Origin of the sequence: Actinomyces sp. HMSC075C01 (assembly GCF_001812965.1) — a bacterium.
In the GTDB taxonomy this organism is placed as follows: domain Bacteria; phylum Actinomycetota; class Actinomycetes; order Actinomycetales; family Actinomycetaceae; genus Actinomyces; species Actinomyces acetigenes.
This window is the reverse complement of record NZ_KV810928.1, coordinates 1-20,243: the sequence shown is the minus strand read 5'-3', so window position 1 is coordinate 20,243 and position 20,243 is coordinate 1. Positions and strand designations below refer to the sequence as shown.

The 20,243-nt window shown below is 69.2% G+C and carries 15 protein-coding genes; 14 read left to right on the top strand and 1 reads right to left on the bottom strand.

Annotated features, from left to right (window positions below):
• Window positions 1-62 precede the first annotated feature (62 nt).
• The 6 genes from HMPREF2883_RS00445 (at window position 63) to HMPREF2883_RS00420 (ending at window position 6,569) form a co-directional block, all read left to right on the top strand.
• Window positions 63-1,355: a variant leucine-rich repeat-containing protein gene (locus HMPREF2883_RS00445; protein WP_070658160.1), complete on the top strand. Its 1,293-nt coding sequence runs from the start codon at window positions 63-65 to the stop codon at window positions 1,353-1,355.
• 87 nt (window positions 1,356-1,442) lie between these two features.
• Window positions 1,443-2,693 carry an MFS transporter gene (locus HMPREF2883_RS00440; protein WP_070658158.1) on the top strand — a complete coding sequence of 417 codons (1,251 nt, stop codon included), beginning with the start codon at window positions 1,443-1,445 and terminating at the stop codon, window positions 2,691-2,693.
• Between the two features lie 60 nt (window positions 2,694-2,753).
• Window positions 2,754-4,112, top strand: coding sequence for a glycosyltransferase 87 family protein (locus HMPREF2883_RS00435; protein ID WP_256277247.1), 1,359 nt, complete (start codon window positions 2,754-2,756; stop codon window positions 4,110-4,112).
• 153 nt (window positions 4,113-4,265) lie between these two features.
• The gene (locus HMPREF2883_RS00430; RefSeq protein ID WP_070658156.1) at window positions 4,266-5,531 is read left to right on the top strand and encodes an App1 family protein; all 1,266 of its coding nucleotides are present in this window, start codon (window positions 4,266-4,268) and stop codon (window positions 5,529-5,531) included.
• 240 nt (window positions 5,532-5,771) lie between these two features.
• On the top strand, window positions 5,772-6,092 hold the full coding sequence (locus HMPREF2883_RS00425; protein ID WP_070658154.1) for a hypothetical protein: 321 nt from the start codon (window positions 5,772-5,774) through the stop codon (window positions 6,090-6,092).
• A 159-nt stretch (window positions 6,093-6,251) separates the two neighbouring features.
• The gene (locus HMPREF2883_RS00420; protein ID WP_070658152.1) at window positions 6,252-6,569 is read left to right on the top strand and encodes a protoporphyrinogen oxidase; all 318 of its coding nucleotides are present in this window, start codon (window positions 6,252-6,254) and stop codon (window positions 6,567-6,569) included.
• A 25-nt stretch (window positions 6,570-6,594) separates the two neighbouring features.
• Here the strand turns inward: HMPREF2883_RS00420 and HMPREF2883_RS00415 are convergent, their stop codons facing one another.
• On the bottom strand, window positions 6,595-7,374 hold the full coding sequence (locus HMPREF2883_RS00415; protein WP_070658260.1) for a trimeric intracellular cation channel family protein: 780 nt from the start codon (window positions 7,372-7,374) through the stop codon (window positions 6,595-6,597).
• Window positions 7,375-7,601: 227 nt separating this feature from the next.
• On the opposite strand from HMPREF2883_RS00415, the gene HMPREF2883_RS00410 reads away from it, so the two are divergent.
• The 8 genes from HMPREF2883_RS00410 to HMPREF2883_RS00380 all read left to right on the top strand — a co-directional run bounded on the left by HMPREF2883_RS00410 (window position 7,602) and on the right by HMPREF2883_RS00380 (window position 20,067).
• On the top strand, window positions 7,602-8,516 hold the full coding sequence (locus HMPREF2883_RS00410) for a cation diffusion facilitator family transporter (protein ID WP_070658150.1): 915 nt from the start codon (window positions 7,602-7,604) through the stop codon (window positions 8,514-8,516).
• Window positions 8,517-8,582: 66 nt separating this feature from the next.
• Window positions 8,583-9,494: a copper homeostasis protein CutC gene (locus HMPREF2883_RS00405; RefSeq protein ID WP_176747106.1), complete on the top strand. Its 912-nt coding sequence runs from the start codon at window positions 8,583-8,585 to the stop codon at window positions 9,492-9,494.
• A gap of 291 nt (window positions 9,495-9,785) precedes the next feature.
• The gene (locus HMPREF2883_RS00400) at window positions 9,786-10,607 is read left to right on the top strand and encodes an alpha/beta hydrolase family protein (protein ID WP_070658148.1); all 822 of its coding nucleotides are present in this window, start codon (window positions 9,786-9,788) and stop codon (window positions 10,605-10,607) included.
• An 86-nt stretch (window positions 10,608-10,693) separates the two neighbouring features.
• Window positions 10,694-15,484: a DUF3418 domain-containing protein gene (locus tag HMPREF2883_RS00395; protein ID WP_070658146.1), complete on the top strand. Its 4,791-nt coding sequence runs from the start codon at window positions 10,694-10,696 to the stop codon at window positions 15,482-15,484.
• 192 nt (window positions 15,485-15,676) lie between these two features.
• Window positions 15,677-15,976, top strand: coding sequence for an MFS transporter (locus HMPREF2883_RS00390; RefSeq protein ID WP_070658144.1), 300 nt, complete (start codon window positions 15,677-15,679; stop codon window positions 15,974-15,976).
• Window positions 15,977-16,055: 79 nt separating this feature from the next.
• Entirely contained in the window at window positions 16,056-17,708 is a 1,653-nt protein-coding gene (locus HMPREF2883_RS13770; RefSeq protein WP_075371307.1) for an alpha/beta hydrolase, read from the top strand.
• A gap of 125 nt (window positions 17,709-17,833) precedes the next feature.
• Window positions 17,834-18,913, top strand: a complete 1,080-nt coding sequence (locus HMPREF2883_RS00385; RefSeq protein ID WP_070658142.1) for a hypothetical protein — start codon at window positions 17,834-17,836, stop codon at window positions 18,911-18,913.
• A gap of 215 nt (window positions 18,914-19,128) precedes the next feature.
• The gene (locus HMPREF2883_RS00380) at window positions 19,129-20,067 is read left to right on the top strand and encodes a hypothetical protein (protein ID WP_141758971.1); all 939 of its coding nucleotides are present in this window, start codon (window positions 19,129-19,131) and stop codon (window positions 20,065-20,067) included.
• Window positions 20,068-20,243: the final 176 nt, after the last annotated feature.

Here is a 20,243-nt window from a genome sequence, read left to right as displayed (position 1 = left end):
GGCACCAGGTGCCGGTCACAACCTGGACCGACGTCGTTTTCCCGACCCTCGAAGGACCCAGCATGTCTCAGGCCAAGGACGAGCTTGTCGCGCGAGCGCAGGATCCCAATGCAGAGTTGGAGACCCTCCACCAGCTGGCACAGAACTACCCCGGCCTGCGCCCCTACATCGCCGCCAACCCACGCACCTATCCCGCTCTCCTGGAGTGGCTGGGAACCCTGGGGGACCCCGCGGTCGACGCAGCCCTGGCCTCTCGCGGCAGTCAGCCCCAGTCAGCGCCGTCGGCGCAGTCATCGCCTCAGCTGGCAGTAGTCTCGCCCCCCGGCGCCCAGCCGAGCGCACCATCGGCCAGGTCCTCCGAGGCCCCCACGCAGGTGACCCTGCCCCGTTCGCTCCAGCCCGGCAGCGCGTCCTCCGGCACCTCTGCGATCTCCGCCACCAGCTCGAGGAGCGCCGCGAGCGCACCGAGCGCCTTCAACGCAGCCGGTGCGAACACACAGGTTGACGGCTTCCAGGCCGCGGGCGACCCGACCGTCTCCGCCCCCACGTCCCGCCCCGCCCAGGCGATGGCCTCCCAGTCGCCGGCCCGGCCGGTTCAGCCCGCCCTGCAGCAGACCTTCCAGCAGTCCGCGAACGTCTCCCAGGCGCAGAGCCCGGTCATTCCGGCTCCCGTGCAGCAGGCCCCCGCAGTGACCGGCGACGACGGCGTCTTCGGCGTCGGCACCGAGGACGACGACTCCCAGCCCCCCTCCTCCTTCCTGACCTCCAACCGCATCCTGCTCATCCTGGCGCTCCTGGTGGCCACCGTCCTGGTCTTCCTGGCGACCTGGTACCTCTCCGGGGGCAGCGGCAAGGGCTCGGCCGCCGACTCGGGCACCGAGGCCCCGGCCGACTCCGGCCAGGCCGCGGCTCAGGACAGCCCCTCCCCGGCCTCCCCGTCCGCCTCCCCCAAGGCCTCGGCCACCCCGAGCGCCTCGGCGACCCCCACGTTCAAGGCGCCGGCGCCCGCCAACGCCCAGGAGCTGTCCGCCTTCGACGCCCCCAGCGGCAACATCACCTGCACCCTGAACGACCAGAACGTCACCTGCGTCATCAACGAGCACGCCAAGACCAATTCCTGCGACTCCTCGAAGCCGCTGACGGTCACGATCGACGCCGATGGGAAGTCCAGCCAGAGCTGCGGGTCGACCTTCTCCACCAAGGGCGTCAGCCTCAGCTACGGCTCGGCCGCCAAGCACTCCGCCTTCGCCTGCGAGTCGACCGATCAGGGCATGCACTGCTGGAACCAGGTCAACGGTCAGGGCTTCACTCTCAGCCGACAGAGCGCCACCTCCACCACCCACAGCGGCAACTGATCACTCTTACCCGAGGTCGGAGCCCCGCCCGTCGGGGCTCCGACCCGTTCTGTCAGCCTCACCTTCCAGCAGCACACGACATCCGACATGGCCACCTCCTACCGAACGATCCTCATTCACCCCGGTGCCCGCTCCTTCACCAGTGCCGGGCTCATCGCCCGTTTCCCCATGTCCATGGTGGGGATCTCCACGATCCTCGCGGTCGAGGAGCTCTACGGCTCCTACACGGCCGCGGGCCTGGTCAGCGCCGCGAACTTCGTGGCCATGGCCATCGGGGCACCGATCCTTGCCCGCTGCGTCGACCGCTACGGCCAGTCGCGGGTCATGCTGCCCGCGGTCCTCGTGTCGTCCTTGAGCCTGGTGGGGCTGACCCTCGCCGCCGCCATGCGCACGCACCTGGGAGTCTTGGCCGCCCTGTCGGCTCTGGCGGGAGGGTTGGCCGGTTCCATGGGCTCACTGGTGCGGGCGCGCTGGACGGCGATGCTCACCCGCCCCGAGGAGGTTCACGCGGCCTTCTCCCTGGAGGCGGCCCTGGACGAGGTGGCCTTCATTCTCGGGCCGGTGCTGGCCACGGCCCTGTGCACGACGCCGCTCCTGCCGGTGACCTCCGGCTGGGTGTGCTGTGTGGTGATGCAGCTGTTCGGGGGGCTGTGGTTCCTCAGCCAGCGCGCCACCGAGCCCACGCCGCACCCGACTCGGCGGCGCACCGCTGAGGCCGCCGAGCAGTCGGATCAGGCCGCGGAGCACCCTGCGGTGATGCGCTACGGCGCCATGGTGTCCATCGCCGTCGTCTTCCTCATCCTGGGGGCCCTGTTCGGGGCCAACGACGTCGCCGCAGTCGCCTTCGCCACCGAGGCAGGGCACAAGTCCGCCTCGGGACTCATCCTGGCGGTGTGGGGCGTGGGCTCCTTCGTCGCCGCCCTCCTCTACGGCTCGCGCACGTGGGGGTGGCCGCTGTGGAAGCAGCTCATGACCGGGCTGGTGGGGCTCGCGGTGGGGGCCTCAACCTTCGGTTTCGCACCGAGCCTGGTGGTGCTGTCCGTCCTGGCCCTCTTGACGGGGCTGGCCATCGCCCCCACCCTGACCAGCGGCAACAACATCGTGCAGGTGACGGTGGCCCCCTCCCAGCTGACCGAGGGCCTGGCCTGGGTGAGCACGGCGCTCAACATCGGGGTCTCGATCGGCTCCCTTCTGGCGGGGCAGGCCACGGACGCCGGCGGCTCGCGCGCCGGGTACCTGGCGGTGGCCGCCTTCGCCTGGGGCGCCGTCGTGGTTGGTCTCCTGGGGCTGCCCGCGCTCAGGCGAGCACGGACCAGCGGCTCTCTGGGCGGTCACTGAGCGACGTCGGCGGGCGGCTCGATTCCCAGCGCTCTTGGTGCCTCTTCTACACTCAGCACGATGCCGATCGCAGGAAATCCACAACACGCCTCCCGTCCCTCCCAGTCGGGCACCGACCCCACGGACCACCCGAGCCCTCGGAGCGGCGAATCCGCCGCCGAGCCCTCTCGGCTGGTCGCGGCCGCGCGCGCCGTCGCGTCTGCGCCGGCTGTCGCCATTCTGGGGTGGCTGGCCCTGCTGGTGCCCGCCTACTGGTCCCTGGTGGATGACACCGGCCAGTGGCTGTTCAAGCTGGACTCCTTCGTCTACTACGAGGCCGTCCGTCAGTGGCTCGACGGCGGGGACCTCTACAGCTGGTACGCCAACCCGGCCCAGCATCTGTGGCCCTTCACCTACACGCCCCTGGCGGCCTGGGTGATCGCGCCACTGACCTGGATGTCGTACCAGTCGGCCACCGTGCTGCTGATCGTGGCCACACCGCTGTGCGCCGCCGTGACCACCTACGCGGTTCTCAGGCGCTTGGGAGTCGGGTCCTGGATGGCCCACACCCTGTCGCCCTGGCTGGCACTCATCGGGGTCATCGCTCTGGAGCCCTTCCCCAAGACCATGGAGTATGCGCAGGTCAACGCCATTCTCATGGCGCTGGTGGCCGTGGACCTGTTCCTGGTTCCCCAGCGCTCGCGCTGGCGCGGGGCCCTCAGCGGCCTGGCCGCCGCGATCAAGCTGACGCCGGCGGTCGCGATCCTGGTGCTCCTGGCGCGTCGGGAGTGGCGGGCGGCGGCCACCATGGCGGGCAGCGCCGTCGGGCTGACGCTCCTGGCCGCCCTGGCGGCCCCCACCGAGTCCTGGGAGTTCTTCACCTCGGCCATGTGGGATCCGGGACGCGCCGGTTTCGCCGACTACTCGGGCAATCAGAACCTCAAGGGGGCGATCGCCCGGGGCCTGCCGGAGTCAGCCTGGAACCTCACCTGGGCGGCCTGCTCCCTGCTCGCTGTGGTGGCGGCCTGGTTCCTGTGCCGCCGACTGGATCGGTTGCGGGGTGCCGGCGACGCGGCCGAAGGTCCCGGGCAGGACGACGGCCTGGTCCTGTCCCTTCAGATCAGCGTGGTCATGGTGCTCGGCCTGCTCATCTCCCCCATCTCCTGGTCGCACCACTGGGTGTGGTGCCTGCCCGCGCTCATGTCGGTGGCGGCGGCGACCTGGCGCTGGCGCTCGACCGCGCTCGGTGTGGCCGGCGCCGCCGGGTTCCTCGTCTTCGTCCTGGCGATGCAGTGGTGGTTCCCCGAGCAGAACCATGTGGAGCAGAACTGGCCCACCTGGGCCAAGGCCGTCGGCTCGAGCTACACCTGGTGGGCGCTGGGCTGCGGGGCCGTCCTGTGGTGGGTGAGCGGCCGGCGCCTGAGGGCCCTGCGCCGCTGAGGGCCGCTGAGGGCCGCTGAGGGGCGCTCGCGGTCGTACCTTATGCCTCGCGTTCGGGGGTTAAGGGTACGAACCGGAGACCTACCCTACGAACGCACGATCTACCCTACGAACGCACAAGATCGGAACCACTGAGTCGTCTAGGATCCAGGGGTGCCCCTCTCCGACATCGCCCGCGCCGTCGAGGACCAGTTCCATCGCGACACCGTCCCCGTCCTCAAGCGCCAGGGCTGGCGCCCCCGCGTCATTCCCTACGACGGCTACGGCACCAGCGCCCCGGTTCAGCCCGGCCCGACGGCGCAGCGTCACCAGGAGCAGCACCAGGACACGGCGGCCCAGCGCAGCGCGGCCGGAGCCCACCGGCCCTCCGCCTCAGCATCCCGCGGGACCTCCTCCGGCTCCTCCCAGCCCACCCGACCCACCTCTATGGCCCGGGTCCTGGCCCGCATGGTGATGCGCCCCCAGGACGCCCCCGCCGAGGGGCCGCTGTTCCGCTCCCTGCCCGACGCCCTTCCCGTCAGCGCCGCCCAGGCCCGCAGCTTCGCCATGACCGGTCTGCTCGACGCCCAGCGGGGCTGGCGCCTGTTCATTGAGGTGCCGGTGGCCTTCCTGCCGGTGACGGTCCACGTGGGCCGGGCCAGTGTGCGCACCCGGGCCGACCGCGGCGGCTACATCGACGTCGTCGTGCGCGATCACGGCCTGGAGCCGGGCTGGCACGAGGCCAGGATCGAGGCGACCGGGGCGCAGGCGGTCGCCGCCAAGGTTCTCATCATCCCCGAGGGGCCGCGCCTGGGCATCATCTCCGACATCGACGACACCGCCATGGTCACGCACGTCCCCCGCGTGCTCGTGGCCGCCTGGAACCAGCTCGTCAAGTACTCCTCGGCGCGCGAGCCCGTCCCCGGGATGGCCGAGCTCTACTCGCGTATCCAGGCCGCCCACCCGGGCACCCCGATGATGTACCTGTCCACCGGGGCTTGGAACGTGGTCCCCACCCTGCGCTCCTTCTTCTCCCGCCACGGCTTCCCCTCGGGGCCCGCGCTCATGACCGACTGGGGGCCGACCAACACCGGCTGGTTCCGCTCGGGCATCGAGCACAAGCGCACCGAGTTGCGCCGGCTCATGATCGACCTGCCCCAGATCACCTGGATCCTCTTCGGCGACGACGGCCAGCACGACCCGTACATCTACGGCGAGACCGCCCGCCACCACGCCGACCGGATCGCCGCCGTCGCCATCCGCCACCTGACCGCCACCCAGCAGGTGCTCGCCGGAGGACTGACCGCCCACCCCATGGGTATCGGGCCCGAGGCTCGGACCCTGGCCGAGGCCGACGTGCCCGTCGTCGTGGGCGCCGACGGCTACGAGCTGGCCCGGCTCCTGCCCCGCGAGCTGCTGGAGGCCGCGCCGCGCCGCTGACGGCCTCATGGCGACCACCGCTGAGAGCGGACCGATTCCCGGCCGCCCCCTCCATGCGGCATGTCTCACGCAGGCCCCTCCGCCGACGACGATCCCCGCCAGCATGCGGATCGGCCCATGGCCCACCCGGTTCACAGGGACGGCACAGGCCCGCCCTACAAGGACGACAGGCCCCGGCGGTTACCTGGGTTCATCGGGGCGAACGCCCCCGTTCCCATCCCCACGAACAGGAGGAACCACATGACCCGCTTCTCCACAGACTCCACCGGCCCAGCAGAGCCCACCGGCCCCACCGGACCGACCGGCTCCGCCACCTCGACGGCGGCCTCGCTGCGCCGCCACGCGATCCTGGCCGACCTCAACGTGCTGCAGGTAGCCACCCTCCTGGGCACCGGGCTGCTGGTGACGCTCGGCGTCATCCTGGGCGGCCGCTCCTACATCACCACCGTCACGCCGGACGGCCTGATCGCCTCCCAGCCGAGCGCCCACGGCACCAGCACCCAGGCCCCTGCGGCGGGCTCGATCCCCTCCACCGGCGGCTCCTCGGAGGAAACCGTGTGATTCCGGGGGCGAGGACCGTAGCAGCCCCGCAGTGGCCCCGCGCGTGACGCTGTGGGCGATCACGCGGCCCCCGAGCCCCTGTCACGTCAGTCGCCCCGGCCCACGGCCGGTATGGTGATGGCGCACCAAGCAGTGCTTCCGTCAAGCTCAGGAGACGATATGGCCGGCAAGATCCCCTTCATCCTCGGACTCGGCGCGGGATACGTGCTCGGGACCCGCGCGGGGCGCGCCCAGTACGAACGCATCAAGACCGCGGCCTCCAAGGTCGCCGAGCAGCCCTTCGTACGCACCCGGGTCGACGCCGCCTCCAGCCACGTCAAGCAGGCCGTGCGCGCCCAGGGCGAAGCCGTCACCGAGAAGGTCGCCGACGTCGTCAAGGAGCGGCTCTTCGGGGCGCCGTCATCCAAGGGCAGCACCCAGTCCCAGCCCGTCGACGCCGGACAAGCCAGCGTGCGCCCGGTCGGCGAGAGCTCCTGAGGCCGGCTGACACCACCGACCGCCCCTAGCCCTGCTCGGGCCGCTGGGAGGGGGCGCCCTGCTGCGCCGTCCGCCCGCCGCGGCCGCGCCAGGAGGGGGCCTTGAACGGCCCCATCATGAGCGCCCGGCGCCAGCCCACCAGCGCGCCGCTCGCCTCGCGCCGCCCGGCCCGGCGCCGTTCCCGGTCGGAGATGACCGGCAGCTGCCAGGAGCGCCAGTAGGCGAGCACGCACAGGCCCGCACCGACCACGGTGGACACGAGCATGGCGTGCGCGTCGGCCACCCCCGCCTTGACGGCCACGACCTGCGTGCCGGCGGCGACGAGCGCCGGGATCGCGTAGAGCTTGTTGCCACCGAAGACGGCCGGGGTCTCCCCCACCGCGACGTCGCGGATCATGGAGCCACCGATGGCCGTGAGGCAGCCCAGCAGGAGCGCCGGCATGACTCCGAGCCCGTGGGTGAGGGCCTTCGAGGCCCCGGTGGCGGCCCAGCACCCCAGGATGACGGCGTCGGCCACCACGAGCAGGCGCCGGGTGGGACGCGAGGTCAACGGCACGAACCAGGCGACCGTCGCCCCCAGGCAGGCCGTGTAGAGGTAGTAGGGGTCGGTCAGGGCGAAGGGCGGGCCGGCCTGGATCATGACGTCGCGCAGGATGCCGCCGGCGGTGGCCGTGAGCATGGCCAGGACGACGAAGCCCACCAGGTCGAAGTTCTTGCGCCGGGCAATGAGCCCACCCAGGATCCCGTTGAGCAGGACCCCGCACAGGTCCAGCAGCCGGAAGGTGTCGGTCAGGGAGGCCGGCATGTGAAGCATGAGGGAAGAGAGGTCCAGCACCCCGGTTGCCCGCCTTTCACTCCTGTCATGGTGGCGTCCCGCCGTCGATCCCGGTGTCGGACCGGCAGCCCACCACTACCGGGCACCTTAGCCCACGGCGCAACGCGGGGCGGGCACCCGGCCGCCGCGGATCGCGCGTTGCGGCGATACGAAACCTCGGGTGGTCAGGGCGCTGAGGTCCGCGCCATGATCGGGGCGTGTCCTCCCGCTACTCGCCCCCCAAGGACCTGAGCCGCTACGCGTGGCTGTCCATCGGTGCCGCACTGGCCACGATCGCGCTCAAGGGGGCCGCGGCCTGGCTGACCGGCTCAGTGGGTCTGCTCTCCGACGCCGCCGAGTCCGTGGTCAACCTCGTCGCCGCCGCCGTCGCCCTCATCGTGCTGAAGATCGCGGCCAAGCCCGCCGACGCCGACCACCAGTTCGGGCACTCCAAGGCCGAGTACTTCTCGGCCGTCGTCGAGGGCGTCATGATCTTCGTGGCCGCCGCCTTCATCATCATCTCCGCCATCGAGCGCCTCATCAACCCGCAGATGCCCGAGCAGCTGGGGGCGGGTCTGGCGGTCTCGGTCATCGCCTCGCTCCTCAACGGCGCGGTGGCGTGGGCGCTCTACCGGGCCGGGCGCCGCGAGCGCTCCATGACCCTGGTGGCCGACGCCAAGCACCTGGCCACCGACGTCGTCACCTCCGCCGCGGTCCTGGTCGGGGTGGCGCTGGTGGCCGTCTTCGGCTCGGCCGTGCTCGACGCCGTCGTCGCCCTGGGGGCCGGGCTCAACATCATGTGGGCCGGCTTCACGCTCATCCGCGACTCGGTGGGCGGTCTCATGGACATCGCCCCGTCCACCGAGGTGCTGCGCACCGTGGAGGAGGTTCTGGCGCGCCACCGCCGGGCGGGCATGATCGACTTCCACGCGGTGCGGGTACGCGAGGCCGGCAACCGGCGCTTCATGGAGCTGCACGTGCTGGTCCCGGCGGCGTGGAGCGTTAAGAAGGGGCACGACTTCACCGAGCAGGTCATCGACGAGCTCATCGAGGCCGACACCAGCCTGCGCATCTCGGCGCACCTGGAGCCCATCGAGGATCCCAAGTCCTATGAGGATCTGGAGGACATCTGAGGACATCCGACGTCAACTCGGTTCCCATCAACGTGAGGACATGTCAGACTCAGCCCCATGAATGCAATGAGGCTCACCGGATCAGCACCGTCGCTGCGCCAGCACACGATCACCGCTCCCGTCCCCGCCTGGCGCCACCCCGACCACGTCGTCCTGGAGACCTGCGTCGAGGACATCGAGGGCGTGAGGATCTCCGCCCGGGCCGGGGCCGACCGGGCCGAGCTGGGCGACAACCTCACCGCCGCCGGCACCACCCCCTCGATCGGCACCATTGAGGCAGCCATCTTCGCCGCCGCCGAGCAGGTCGAGCAGCGCCGCGCCCAGGCCGGTGCCCACTGGGCGGATAAGCCCGAGGCCGCCGCCCCCTTCGGCCTGCGGATCCTCATCCGACCCCGGGGCGGGTCCTTCGTCTACGACGCCGATGAGGGCCGGGCCATGATCGCCGATGTGCGGCGCATCGCCACCCTGGCTCTGGAGATGGCCGAGTTCACCCGCCCCCAGGCCACGGGCGGGGGGCGCACCACGCTGCCGCCGGCCGTGGACCTGGGCTTCGTCGTCGGCGCCCTGACCGAGGACGGCACCATTGACCGCGGACTCGTGCGTCTGCTGGTCGACATGGCTAATGGCGCCCCAGTCACCTTCCACCGGGCCTTCGACCAGTGCCGCGACACCGTGGAGGCCTACGGGGACCTGGAGGGGCTCGGCGTGCGCTACGTCCTGACCAGTGGGGCGGCCCAGACCGCGGCCGACGGCGCCTCGGTGATCGCCGGGCTGGTGGCCAGTGGCGGGCCAACCGTGGTCGCGGCCGGGGCCGTGCGCCCCGACGGCCTGGTCGACCTGGTGGAGTCCACCGGCGTGCGCGAGGTCCACATGCGCTGCCCCCGCGAGGGGCTGACGCCCAACGAGCCCCAGCGCACCGATGAGGCCCTGGTGCGCCGCGCCGTCGAGACGGTCCGCGCAGTGCCGCTTCCCGAGTAGCTCGACAGCGCTGCCCGTCCCTGCCCTGCCCGCCCGACGGGCGGCTGAGGCCGGGTGGGCGCCCCGTGCGACTCGAGGCGCCCCCCGGCCTGGTGCCCTTGTCACCCTCCTCGGCCCTTGGTCCCCGGTCCGGGTTCCACCGTTGCCGGAGAATCCTCACGGTTCGTCGTTATCCACAGTCCTGGCGGCGATCAGCGGTTTCGACGCCCCCCGTCACGCTCGAAGCGCAATCGGAAGAACTACCGACGCTTCCCCCATGCTCACCCCTATCTTCTGTCTTAGGTTGACCCCATGAACGACGTCCGTATCGATACCCCACGCGGGATCACCCTGGCCGGCACCCTCCAGCTGCCCGCCGGAGCCGCCCCCATCGATCTGGAGGTTTCCACGACGTCGGAGAATGCCACGCCCCCGCAGGCGCGACCGGAGGGCGTGGTCCTGCTGGCGCACGACTTCCTCACCGACCGTCACGGTCAGGGCGGGCGCCTGGACTGGATCGGTGCCCGCTACCGCGAGGCGGGTCTGGCCACGCTCAACCTGGACTTCTCGGGTCTGGGCGAGTCCGACGACGACGTCATCACGCTGGCGGGAGAGGCCGAGGACCTGCGGGCGGCCTCCAGCTGGCTGGCCGGCTTGGGCTTCACCCGGCAGATGATCCACGCCAACGGTTTCGGGGCGACGGCGGCGCTCCTGGCGAGGCCCGAGCATGTGCGCACGGCGGTGCTCGTGGGGGCCATCGTGGGGCCGCAGTCGATCCTGTGGGAGGAGATCTTCTCCCCCGAGCAGCTCGATGAGCTCGCCCAGCACGGGCTGACGCGCCTGGTGGATGACAACCCCAACTCGCGGAAGTGGAACGTCCTGTCCAAGGAGACGCTGGCGGATTTCTCCATGCAGGATCCGCAGCGCACCCTGGCGGACCTGCCCTGGCCGGTGCTCATGGTGCACGGGGTGCTGTCCAACGAGCTGCCCGACACCGCTGAGGCGACCGCCGAGGGTTTCCCGCTGCTGCCCGACTCCAGCCAGATGGTCCATGTCCACGCCGAGACCCTGGAGCAGGCTCAGGAGAAGGTCGCCCGCCTGAGCCTGGAGTGGGCGCAGCGCCGCCTGCGCTGAGAATCTGAAGCCGTTGCCGCTTACCCCTCCGCTGTCAGCGACCTGAGAGAGGTGACCACGCGCGTATAGGTGACAATAGGTCACCTATGGAACAGGGCGAGCACCGCAAGCGGAATCAGGACGACGATCGCGTCGGTGGGCATCACGGCCAGCAGGACGGCGACCTCGGCGCACGCAGCACCGAGAGTGCACATACCTCCGCCGGCGGGCCGGCCGGGCAGGCCGCGGGCCCCGCACGAGGCGGCGCACCGGACCAGCGGAGGCAGCACGCCCCGCGCGGTGGCGGCAGGCGTCGGGGCAGGCGTCCGAACCGGACCGAGGGCAGGCGCCGCAACGCCTGGAAGGGCTACTCCTCCGAGCAGCTCGCCGCCCGCGCCGCCGCCGTCCCGGCGATCGTCTACCCCGAGGAGCTGCCGGTCTCCGCCCGCCGTGAGGAGATCGCCGCCGCCATCAGCGAGCACCAGGTCGTCATCGTCGCCGGTGAGACCGGCAGCGGCAAGACCACCCAGCTGCCCAAGATCTGTCTGGAGCTGGGTCGGGGCATCACCGGGATGATCGGCCACACCCAGCCGCGGCGCATTGCCGCACGCAGCGTGGCCGAGCGCATCGCCTCCGAGCTGGGCACCCCGATCGGGCGTGACGGCGTCGTCGGCTACCAGGTGCGTTTCACCGAGGAGGTCGGTGAGAACACCCTGGTCAAGCTCATGACCGACGGCATCCTGCTGGCGGAGATCCAGTCCGACCCCCAGCTGCGCCGCTACGACACGATCATCGTGGACGAGGCCCACGAGCGCAGCCTCAACATCGACTTCATCCTGGGCTACCTGGCGCGCCTACTGCCCCAGCGCCCCGACCTCAAGGTCATCATCACCTCGGCCACCATCGACTCCGAGCGCTTCGCCGAGCACTTCGGCCGCGAGCAGATCGGCGACCGCGGGCAGCCCTTCACCGTTCCCGCCCCGGTCATCGAGGTCTCCGGGCGCACCTACCCCGTTGAGGTGCGCTACCGCCCGCTGGCTCCCGACGACGTCGACCCCGCCTCCGACGACGCCGGCGGCTCACCGACCGGCGGCACCACCGTCCCCCGGCCCGGCCCGGCGGGACCCGGCGAGCTGAGCGAGGCCGAGCTGGAGGCCCTGACCTCCCCCGACCCGGCGGTGCGCGCCGCGGCCCGGGCCCGCCGCGAGGCCATCCGCTCCGGCGCCGGCCCCACCGCGCTCACGCCCCGCAACCAGGGGGCTCGCGGCAAGGGCCGGGGCCGGGCCGCCTCCGCTGCCGCCGAGTCCGGGGAACCCAAGGACCAGGTGACCGGGATCCTCGACGCCGTCGACGAGCTCCTGGGGGAGCCCAGCGGCGACATCCTCATCTTCCTGGCCGGTGAGCGCGACATCCGCGACACCGAGGCGGCCCTCATCGACCACCTGGGGGCGCGCTACACGCCCGACGGTCGCTCGCGCACGCCGGGGGCCATCGAGGTCGTCCCCCTGTACTCGCGCCTGAGCGCCGCCGAGCAGCACCGGGTCTTCGAGGCCCACCGGGTGCGCCGCATCGTCCTGGCCACGAACGTGGCCGAGACCTCCCTGACGGTTCCCGGGATCCGTTACGTCGTCGACCCGGGCCTGGCGCGCATCTCCCGCTACTCCAACCGCACCAAGGTCCAGCGCCTGCCGATCGAGCCGATCAGCCGGGCCAGCGCCAACCAGCGGGCGGGCCGCTGCGGGCGCGTGGCCGACGGCATCGCCATCCGCCTGTACTCGCAGGCCGACTTCGAGGCGCGCCCGGAGTACACCGAGCCGGAGATCCTGCGCACCTCACTGGCCAGCGTCATCCTGCAGATGGCGGCCCTGGGGCTGGGGGCGGTGGAGGACTTCCCCTTCCTGGACGCCCCGGACTCCCGCCAGGTCCGCTCCGGCCTGCAGCTGCTCACGGAGATCGGCGCCATCGAGCCGGCCGGGGCCGCCTCCGCCCGCTCCGACGACGCCCCCGACCGGGGCCGCAGGGGGCCGCGCCTGACGGAGGTCGGGCGGCGCCTGGCGCGCCTGCCCATCGACCCGCGCCTGGGGCGCATGCTCCTGGAGGCCGGTGAGCTGGGCTGCGTCGGGGAGGTCATGGTCATCGTGGCGGCCCTGTCCATCCAGGACGTGCGCGAGCGCCCGGCGGACAAGCAGGAGGCCTCCGACGCCCTGCACCGGCGCTTCGCGGACCCGACGAGTGACTTCCTGACCTACCTGAACCTGTGGCGCTACCTGCGCACGCAGAGCCGCGAGCTGTCCGGCTCGGCCTTCCGGCGCATGTGCCGGGCCGAGTTCCTGCACTACCTGCGGGTGCGCGAGTGGCAGGACGTCCACACCCAGCTGCGTCAGCTGGCACGCCCCCTGGGCCTGGACGCGGCCCCGGTGGAGCTGCCGACGGCCCGTTCGATCCGGGCGGCCACAGAGGCCCTGGAGCCGGGCAGCCACGCCGCCCAGATCGCCAACGGGGGTGTGGCGGCCGCCGTCGTGGCCCTGGGGCGCAGCGCGGACACGCCCGACGCCGACGCGATCCACCGCTCGCTGCTGGTGGGGCTGCTGTCCAATGTGGGCAACTGGGATGAGCGTCGTCGGGAGTACGCCGGCGCACGCGGGACCCGTTTCACGATCTGGCCGGGCTCGGGCCTGCGCCGCAAGACCTACGACTGGGTGATGACCGCCGAGCTGGTGGAGACCTCCCGGCTCTTCGCCCGCACCGTGGCCAAGGTGGACTCCCGGTGGATCGAGCAGGTGGCGGACCGGGCGGGCCTGACCCGCCACATCTTCGGTGAGCCCTACTGGTCGACCCGCCAGGGGGCGGCCATGGTCCACGAGAAGGTGCTGCTCTACGGGATGACGCTGGTGGCGGACCGGCCGGCGACCCTGGCGAGCGTGGGGACGGACTCGGCCCGCCAGGTCGCCCGGGAGATGTTCATCCGCTCGGGCCTGGTGGAGGGCGGCTGGCACGCCCGCCACGGCTTCGTGGAGCGCAACCGGGAGCTCATCGAGGAGCTGCAGGACGTGGAGCGGCGTCGGCGCGAGCACGGCCTGCTGGCCGACGACGCCGCCCTGTTCGACTTCTACGACGACCGCGTCCCCGAGGAGGTGACCTCCGCGGCGGCCTTCGACGCCTGGTGGAAGGAGCAGCGGCGCACCACCCCGGACCTGCTGGACTTCACCCGGGAGCTGCTGCTGCCCGGCGGGGGCGACGCGAGCGGCTTCCCGGACACGTGGGTGCAGGGGGACCTGTCCCTGGGCCTGAACTACGTGTTCGAGCCGGGCCACCCCGAGGACGGGGTCAGCGTCCAGGTGCCGGTGGAGGTGCTGGGGCGCCTGTCCCCGGAGGGCTTCGACTGGCTGGTGCCGGGGATGCGGGCCGAGCTGTGCGTGGCCACGATCCGGGCGCTGCCCAAGCGGGTGCGCCGCCAGCTGGTGCCGGCCCCGGACGTGGGCGCCCAGGTGTGGGCCCAGATCGCCCAGGAGTTCCCGACGCCGCCGGGTGCGAGCTGCCCCGAGGTGCCCTTCGAGGAGGCCTTCAGCCGGGTGGTGCTCCGCCTCAAGGGCGTGGAGATCACGGAGGCCGACTGGGCCGAGGCGGCCGAGCGGCTGCCGGATCACCTGGCGATGGGCTTCGCTGCCCTGGATGCGCGGGGGCGGGTTATTGGCCGTGGCCGGGACCTGGTTGCACTCCAGCAGCGGCTGTCGGGCAAGACGGAGGCTGCTGTGCGCTCGGTGGTGCGCGGTGCGCTGGCCCAGGCGATGGCCGAGGCCCAGGAGCGTCAGGGCGCGCAGGGCGGGAAGTCGGGCCGCAAGGGTCGCAGGAAGAAGGATGGGCGACCGGCTGCCGCCCAGCGTCCGGGCGGCGCCGCTGGGACCGCGGGAGTCGCGGGAGGCTCAGGGGCCGCTGCTGGAGGCGGCGCCGGCCTGGAGGAGCGCCGGGGCCTGACCGACTGGCCTCGGGGTGTGCCGGGCCTGGGCGACCCGGATGCCTCGACGATCCCGGCCTCGGTGGAGTCGGCGGGCCGGGCCGGCCTGGTGGTGCGCGGCTACCCCGCCCTGGTGGCGAACGGAGCCAGGAGCGCGGACTTGAGGATCCTGCCCGACGCCGCCGCCCAGCTGGGTGCTCATGGCGCCGGAGTGACGGCGCTGGCCCTGGCGCACACGGCCTTGCCGGCGGCCCGGGTGACGAGCCGGTGGAGCGCTCAGGAGTCGCTCATCCTGGCGGCCAGTCCCTACCGGACCACGGAGGCTCTTGTGGAGGACGTGCAGGCGGCCGCTGCACGGATCGTGGCCAGGCGTTGGGCGGCGTCGGCCTCCGGCTGCGCGCTGGCGGAGGTGCGCAGCCGGGAGGTCTTCGAGGCGCTGGTCGATGTCATGCGCGATGAGCTCGAGGACGAGGTCTACCGGGTGGCCCGGTATGCGGCCGCGGCGCTCACGGCAGCCCGGGAGGTGGAGCGCGTGGTGGGTGAGCACACCTCCCTGACGCTGCTGAGCACGCTTCAGGAGGTGCGCGAGCACGCGGCCGCCCTGGTTCCGGAGGGTTTCATCACCGCCACCCCGCCGGAGCACCTGCCGCATTTGGAGCGCTACCTGCGGGCCCTGGTGATGCGGGTGGAGAAGGCGGCCTCATCGCCGTCGGCCGCCTCCCAGGACGCGGCCTTGGCCTTCCAGGTCTCCCAGGCCCGGGAGGTGGTGGACAAGGCCCGCGCCAAGGCGGCCTCACTGCCGGCCGACCCGCAGCGTGAGACCCTCCTGGAGGAGGCCCGCTGGATGGTGGAGGAGCTGCGGGTGAGCCTGTTCGCCCAGACGCTGGGCACGAGCCGCAAGGTGAGCCTCCAACGCATCACCAAGCTCCTCAGCGCCATCTGACCCCGCTTCCGACGCCTGACTTATTGGCCGCCATGTCCACTAAAAGCCGTGGACCTCGGGAGGATTTCGTCGTCCATATGTCCCCCGCGGCCGCCGATTGTTGGTTATCGTGTGATCGGTCGGTTCGCTGTGGCGGCCGCGACTTGATAGCCATGAGGCGGTTTTCGCCGCAACAAGGAAGGACGAGGACAGGTGGCTGATCTGCAGACCTGCGAGGAGACGACGTCGAAGATCCGTTCGGAGGTGGAGAACTGCATCAGTGAGGTGAACGTGTCGGGAGGCGACAGTGATGTGCGTTCCTCGGCGAACGGCCTGACGGGAGCCGGACTGTCCAGCAACGCGTCAAAGGCGGCGGACGCGGTCTCCAAGGCTCGCACAACCTTCGCCAACAGGCTGACGAATCACCACAACGGGATCTACAACGCCACCAACCAGCTCAAGGCGGCCGACGGCGCAGTAGCAGCCTGCACCCCCAAGAACGGCGACAGCTGACCCACGTCAGACACCATCACCCCCACTTAACACACTTCACCCTTAACAACTCAGTCCGTTTACTCTTTTGGAGGACCCCGTGGTTACGTTCAATGACCTCCTGTCCTGGGATGGCACCAACCTCGACACGGCCGGCGACGCCTTGATAGCCGCCTCACACAAGTACGAGCAGGTCAACGCCGACCTTCAAAAGAAAGACCTAGGTGACGGCTTGTCCGGAAAAACTTTCGAGGCCGAAGCTAAGGCGCGACGAATCCTCGCCGACGACGCCGAAGACCTATGGACAGGGCTGAGTAAAGCGGGAAACGACCTCAAGGACGCCTCCGAAACCGTAAACACGATCAAGAATAGTGCATCAAGCACCCAATCTAGCGTATCCGCGGCAGGGTTAGAAATCAAAGACGACAATACCGTCGCAGTCAAGGACCAACAAAGTGGCGCCAGCGCCAGCACATCGATTACTTCATACCAAAATGAAGTAGACCGTTTAGTAGAGCAGGCACGCGACACCGTCACCTTCATTTCATCCGTCTACGATGAAATCGTCAAACTGGACGATACGGCAAACGGCCCGAGCCCCGAGGTGGTCAACCACGGCGAGAGACCCCCGAACCCAAACTGGACGCCCAGTCAGGTCAACGACTGGTGGACTTCGCTGACTGACGCACAACGGCAGAATATTATCAACAAGCACCCGGCCTGGATCGGCAACCTTGACGGCATCCCCTCAAATGAGCGATACCAAGCGAACTTGATTTGGCTCCCCATCATGCAAGCCGAGATAGACAAGAGTGTCAAAGACTACGAACCAAAGTTAACAAGAGACGGCATCATCACTCCGGGGTACAAAGAAATGCTCCAGAGACAAAAGGACATTCACGCCCTGTCGACCATGTTCCTAGACGACAAGGGAAAGCCCAAATCCCTGGACGATGAAGGTAAACCATCACCTGTAGATGGGCGCACCCTGCTAGTGCTGGACAACAGTGGCGACCACTTCCGGGCCGCAATCGCTTCCGGGGATGTCGACAACGCCGACCATGTAGTGGTCACCACGCCGGGCATGGACTCAACGGTTGATAACGGCCTCGCCAAGAGTAATGGTGATCCTGCGAAGTATGTGAACGGCACCGAGAACATTATGACGGAAAGTGGATTGGGGTGGTCCACGACCGAAAATAAGGACCAGGAAAAGGGGCAGGAAACCGTCGCGGGGGTAACCTGGCTGGGCTACGATGCTCCTCACACAGAAAAAGTCTTCTCCTCAGGAGAAGCCAAGGAAGGGGGGAAGCACATGGCCGACTTCTATGATGGCCTTCAGGAGACCCACCATGGAGATCCACACCTGATGGCGGCTGGCCACTCCTACGGCTCCCTAACGACCGGATACGCCCTCAGGCAATCGACCGCACCAGACGATTTTTCCATCATGGGTTCACCAGGCCCCAGCTCAGTAGACGCTTCAGAATTCCACATGCTTCCTGACCACACATTCGCAGCAGCGAACAATTGGGATCCAATTGCAGCATCTGGATACTATGGAGGAAACCCCACCACCAACCCTAACTCTGATTTTACAGCACTAGACACAGACGCCAACGGCCCCTACAAATACTCGTCAGGACATTCACACTACACAGACAAAGGCAGTACCTCCCTGCACAGCCAAGGACAAATCTTGAAAGGCGTGAAACCCGACTATGTTGATCGGCCGTCAATTAAACACGGATAGTAATTCATGTGCAGGGCATCAGATTGAGTCGCCCCCGCGAAACGGACGGAGAAGTAGAGCAGCCGATTAGCCCACCACAACGGATCAGGAAGAATACGTCCAATCAGCCGATAAGGGAGCAGCCGATGCCTGACGAGCAGACCACACCTGAACACAGAGGAGGCGTCGGCGCAGACGAAGCCCCGGCCGTCAACTCGGGCAACGACGCCTCTGTCGGCAGGAGGAAACCGTCGTCAGGCAGGTCGGCGGGATGGTGGGCTATCCGGGTGATGCTGGTCGTCCTCGTGGTGATCATTGGTGGTGTCATCTATCTGATCGACATCACCGTGCACCCCGACAGCGGCCCGGATGGCTTCCAAGTCCGGCGCGTTGCCAGCACAGCCTCCAAGCACCTCTCCAGCAGCCCGGACGTCATCTCCGCCGAAACCACTGAGGCCTCAGCCGACCTCGGAGGCAACGACGTCCGACTGGACGTGCGCCTCAAGGACAACACCAGTGCGGAGGCGGCCGCCAACCTGCTGGCCTCTACTCGCCAGAAGACACTCCAGCAGGTACCCCACTACAGCGGCGAATTCGTCATCTCCGTGTCCTGGAACGCCAAGGGCAGCACCATCGACGTCGACGTCTCCTGTCAACGAGATCCCGAGGCAATCCGGACCGACGTGAAACGCGCACTCACCCCCGTCGGAGAAGCGAAGACCTTCACCGGCAACATCGACGAGTATCAGGGACCGACAATCGACTACGGAGACGTCACCACACTCCCCACCACCCTGACCCAACCAGGCATGAAGAAATCCTCCAAGACCTTCACCATGAACGGCTGGAAGGTCACCTCCACCAGCAACACCGACGGCCAGTTCAGCAACCCACCCTTTGACCAGCTCACCACCGCCACCGGGCAGGCCAGCCCCACCGGAACCATCGAGCTCAGCAACGGGACCCTGTCCGTCACCGGCCTAGTCACCGACGAGCGCAAAGGTCTCACCCCTGAGGCAGCAGCACCCGTCGTCCACGCCGTCGCCGACTGCCGCGCCGCAGGACTCACCACGCTCCAGCTCAACGGCAAGCTGCAGAAAGGCCTCTCAACCGACAACGACTACTGGCTGACCTTCACCTGCAACAACGGCACCTGGACACCCACACACGAAAGCACAAGGGGCCAAGACGAAGCCGCCATCCTCAACAAAGCCGCAGAACTCTAGCAGCCCCACCGTTCCTCCTTCGCCTCGTCGCCGTCGGACCAAACACCCCCACCACCACAACGGATCGGGAAGAATACGTCGGACAAGCAGAAGGGAGGTGCATAGTGGATGAGTCGACCGACTCCGACCAGACCGGCAGTCACGCCCATGCTGTTCCTGAACCCGACAGGGCGTCTCCTCAGCGATCGCCGAACCGTCTTTTCAGAGGATGCCTGGTGCTGATTGTTGCGGTAATCGTGAGCATGGCGGGTATCTGGATGCTGTTCGTTCGCATCGACGCCAGCCTGCACCCCCAAGCCGGACCAGCGGATCGTGCGTATGCCCGCCAAGTCGCCCAGGAAGCCGCCGACCACCTCGGTCACAACCCACTTGTCACCTCAGCACCCTCCGCCTCATCCGAGGCAGCCACGCCGTCGGACATCTCCGCTCACGTGAGCATCAGCCTCAAGGACGGCACCAGCGTCCAGGAAGCCGCCGACCTCCTGGCCTCGACCCACGAGGCCGCTCTTCACACCAAGGACGGCACCCGGAAGATCACGCTGACCGTGTCCATGTCATGGACCCTGGGCGGCACCAGCATCGCAGCAGACTTCGATGCCAGCCGCGCCACCACCGACATCATCTCCACCACCACACGCGATCTGACCCCGGTCGGGGAAGCCAGGACCATTAGGCAAGGGGGGTCCTCCCTCCTAGGGATCGATTACGGCGAAGTCGGTTCTCCCCCGGCATCACTGGCCAGCCCCTCCGGTTCACGCACATGGAAGTCCTTGACCATGGCGGGTTGGCAGGTGACATCCACCAGCAACGAGACAGGACAGTTCGCCACCCCACCCATGGAGCAGATCCTCGCTGCGGCCACTCAGACCAGCGCTACCGGCTCCATCACGTTCGAGGCCGACCCGGGATCCATGTCCGTCACCGGCCTGGCCACCGACGACGGCGGCTTGGCTCCCGAGGCCGCAGCACCCGTGGTGCACGCCTTGTCCGACTGTCACGCCGCAGGGCTGACCGAGCTCAACCTCAACACCACAACCGGCCACGACGGCCCCTGGCGGACTCTCGTATGCCAGGGCAGAACCTGGACACCTAAGGACGACGGCGTAATAGGCCAGCAAGAAGCCGCCATCCTCAACAAAGCCGCAGAGCTGTAGACAGCCTGCCTCCCGCGTGCCCTGCGCCCGCCTCACCGAACCAACTCCATCCGCAGGAACGGCCGATTTGAGAAAATACGTCCAATCAGCCGATAAAGGAGCAGCCGATGCCTGACGAGCAGACCGAAACGTCTCACAGTGTGTGAATCGTCCCGGGTTTGATGGAGGCAGTGATG